Genomic DNA, 2,834 nt, shown 5'->3' with positions numbered 1-2,834 from the left:
AAAAATAAATCCGGTTGTGGAACAGGCATCTTGCCTGTTCACCTAGCATTCACAGAGAAAAAATAAATCCGGTTGTGGAACAGGCATCTTGCCTGTTCACCTAGCATTCACAGAAAAAAAATAAATCCGGTTGTGGAACAGGCATCTTGCCTGTTCACCTAGCATTCACAGAGAAAAAATAAATCCGGTTGTGGAACAGGCATCTTGCCTGTTCACCTAGCATTCACAGAAAAAAAATAAATCCGGTTGTGGAACAGGCATCTTGCCTGTTCACCGGCGCAGCCCGCGCCACAAACAAATTCTCTTGCAACACAAGCAGGATGCCTGTTCCGGGCAATTGATGTTCAAAATGCACCCATACTGCTATCTTATGGTGGAGGCAAAAAGAGTAAAAAAATAGTGGCGACATGGGGATGGTTTATCAGCGAGTTTTGCTGAAGCTCAGCGGTGAAGCGCTGATGGGCAGCTTGGGCTACGGCATCGATCCGATAGTGGTTCAGTCGATCGCCCAGGAAGTGGCCAAAGTCGTGTCCCAAGGCATTCAAATCGCGATTGTTGTCGGTGGCGGCAACATTTTTCGCGGGGTGAAAGCTGCTTCGGCAGGGATGGATCGGGCAACGGCTGATTATGTGGGCATGATTGCTACGGTGATGAATGCTATCACTTTGCAGGATGCCCTGGAACAAGCAGGAGTGCCAACGAGGGTGCAATCGGCGATCGCCATGCAAGAAGTAGCTGAACCCTACATCCGGCGGCGGGCGATTCGCCACCTAGAAAAAAAACGAGTAGTGATTTTTGGTGCCGGTTCTGGCAACCCTTTTTTTACTACTGATACTACAGCCGCTTTGCGGGCGGCTGAAATTGATGCAGAGGTCATTTTTAAAGCTACTAAGGTAGATGGGGTGTACGATTCCGACCCCCACCTCAACCCCAACGCGCGCAGGTATCAAACCCTCACCTATGCCCACGTCTTGAATCAAGATTTGCGGGTGATGGACAGTACGGCGATCGCCCTTTGCAAAGAAAATAATATTCCTATTATGGTATTTGACCTCTCGGTGTCGGGCAACATCTACCGAGCTGTAATGGGAGAATCTATTGGAACTCTTGTCGGAGGTTTTTGTGAAGTTAGCTGAAGCAGAAGATCATATGCAAAAGGCAGTTGAGGCTACTCAACGGTCTTTTAATACTATTCGGACGGGACGGGCCAACGCCTCCCTCCTCGATCGAGTCATGGTAGATTACTACGGTTCTCCAACTCCGATCAAATCCCTTGCCAACATCGGCACCCCGGATGCGACTACGATCACCATTCAACCGTTCGATCGCACAGCGCTGACCTCGATCGAAAAAGCAATTTCCCTGTCCGATGTAGGACTCGTGCCCAACAACGACGGTTCTGTTATTCGCTTGAACATTCCGCCGCTGACGAGCGACAGACGCCAAGAATTTGTCAAAATGGCCAGTAAGTTTGCTGAAGAAGGTAAAGTTGCAATTCGCAATATCCGCCGCGATGCCGTTGACTCGATTCGCAAGCAGGAAAAAAGCAGCGATATCTCTAAAGATGAATCGCGGGACTTGCAAGATAAAATTCAAAAGCTGACGGACAAGTACATTGCGAAAATAGAAGAAGTTCTGGCATCGAAAGAGAAAGATATCACGACTGTTTAGGCAATGGGCAATTGGGCAGGGGGAATAGGAATAGTTTTGAGATTGCTCAGAGTCGGCCGCGAACAACGCCCAGACGCTCGATGATTTGTGAGTTGTGAATTAAAAACTCAAGATTTAATACTCATAAGTTAGCAATTACCAGTTACTAATTCCCTGTTCCCCATGACCAATCACCCATTACCAGTTACCCATTACCCAAAATGTTTGATTGCATTATTGTCGGTGCAGCCCCGGCAGGTAGCACAGCAGCTTATCACTTGGCAAAGCAGGGACGTTCTGTTTTGGTAGTAGAAAAAGCGTCTCTGCTTCGCAATAAACCTGGCGGCGGCGTTTCAGGGGCGATCGCCCAATGGCTCGATTTTGACCGGACGCCAGCTATTTCTCTGAAAGCTAACAAAATTAGCTACACGTCAACTACCGCACACTAACCCGTAGGGTATGATGTGGGCTTGAATAAAGCCTGTTGACCAGACGGCTAGTTTTCAACTAGCAGCCGTTAAGACTAAGCGTTAAAGTTCGTACCGCTGATGCCGTTTTAGAACGATGTCAAGCGTGAAGAAGGAATATTCTTAAATCCCAATTCCTTATTCTTCATTCCCAATTCTTAATCGTTAATTTAAAAATAGGAATTACGCACTATTCCTCAGAAAGCCAGTTGATTCCTAGATTTTTCGCTGCTCAACCGAATTTTTTCCAAGCAACGGGGTTCAAAAGGGTAACTCCTATTTAAAATAAAGTCGATGTGAGGATTTTTTAATACAAGCCCCGCGCTGCTTATAGAATCAATCTCAAATACTCCTGGAGGCAAAAAGTGGTTTCACACGTTACTAAGAGCGCGGTAAGGTGTTTGAGGCGCAGCCTGAATAATTACCGAAAATTTTGGGTTTAAAGCCCCGTCCTTTTAGGACGGCTTTTTCTTCGGGTTTATGTTAAGATAAAGACAGTAAATATCAAAAACAAATGAAAGCTAGATATCGCTACCGATGCTATCCGATACCCTCTCATAAATTGGCGTTGGCCAAGTTATTTGGGTGTGTCAGAGTAGTATGGAACGATAGTCTAGGTTTTTGCATTTCTGAATATATTGGAGGCCAAAAGAAACCGAAAAATGCCGAACTTCAAAAGCAATTTATCACTCAAGCTAAGAAGTTAGAGGAACGGGA

The 2,834-nt window shown here is 46.1% G+C and carries 4 protein-coding genes and 1 pseudogene; all 5 read left to right on the top strand.

All coding sequences use genetic code 11. The features are described from left to right. The first annotated feature begins 262 nt into the window (after positions 1 to 262). The gene (locus QUA00_RS36470) at positions 263 to 400 is read left to right on the top strand and encodes a hypothetical protein (RefSeq protein WP_333413449.1); all 138 of its coding nucleotides are present in this window, start codon (positions 263 to 265) and stop codon (positions 398 to 400) included. 7 nt (positions 401 to 407) lie between these two features. Beyond that, the gene (gene pyrH / locus QUA00_RS36465; protein ID WP_333076369.1) at positions 408 to 1,136 is read left to right on the top strand and encodes a UMP kinase; all 729 of its coding nucleotides are present in this window, start codon (positions 408 to 410) and stop codon (positions 1,134 to 1,136) included. After that, complete coding sequence (frr, locus tag QUA00_RS36460) at positions 1,123 to 1,671, top strand: ribosome recycling factor (RefSeq protein WP_333147410.1); 549 nt, start codon at positions 1,123 to 1,125, stop codon at positions 1,669 to 1,671. The genes pyrH and frr overlap by 14 nt, the downstream gene beginning before the upstream one ends. A 200-nt stretch (positions 1,672 to 1,871) precedes the next feature. Continuing rightward, positions 1,872 to 2,081: pseudogene (locus QUA00_RS36455) on the top strand (FAD-dependent oxidoreductase); the annotation flags it as partial. A gap of 550 nt (positions 2,082 to 2,631) precedes the next feature. Then, on the top strand, positions 2,632 to 2,834 hold a 203-nt coding region (locus QUA00_RS36450; protein ID WP_333413447.1), incomplete at its 3' end, for a helix-turn-helix domain-containing protein.

This window comes from Microcoleus sp. T2B6, from assembly GCF_036700475.1.
In the GTDB taxonomy this organism is placed as follows: Bacteria; Cyanobacteriota; Cyanobacteriia; order Cyanobacteriales; family Microcoleaceae; genus Microcoleus.
Note: the sequence above shows the minus strand (reverse complement) of the source record. Positions and strands in the feature narration are given on the sequence as shown.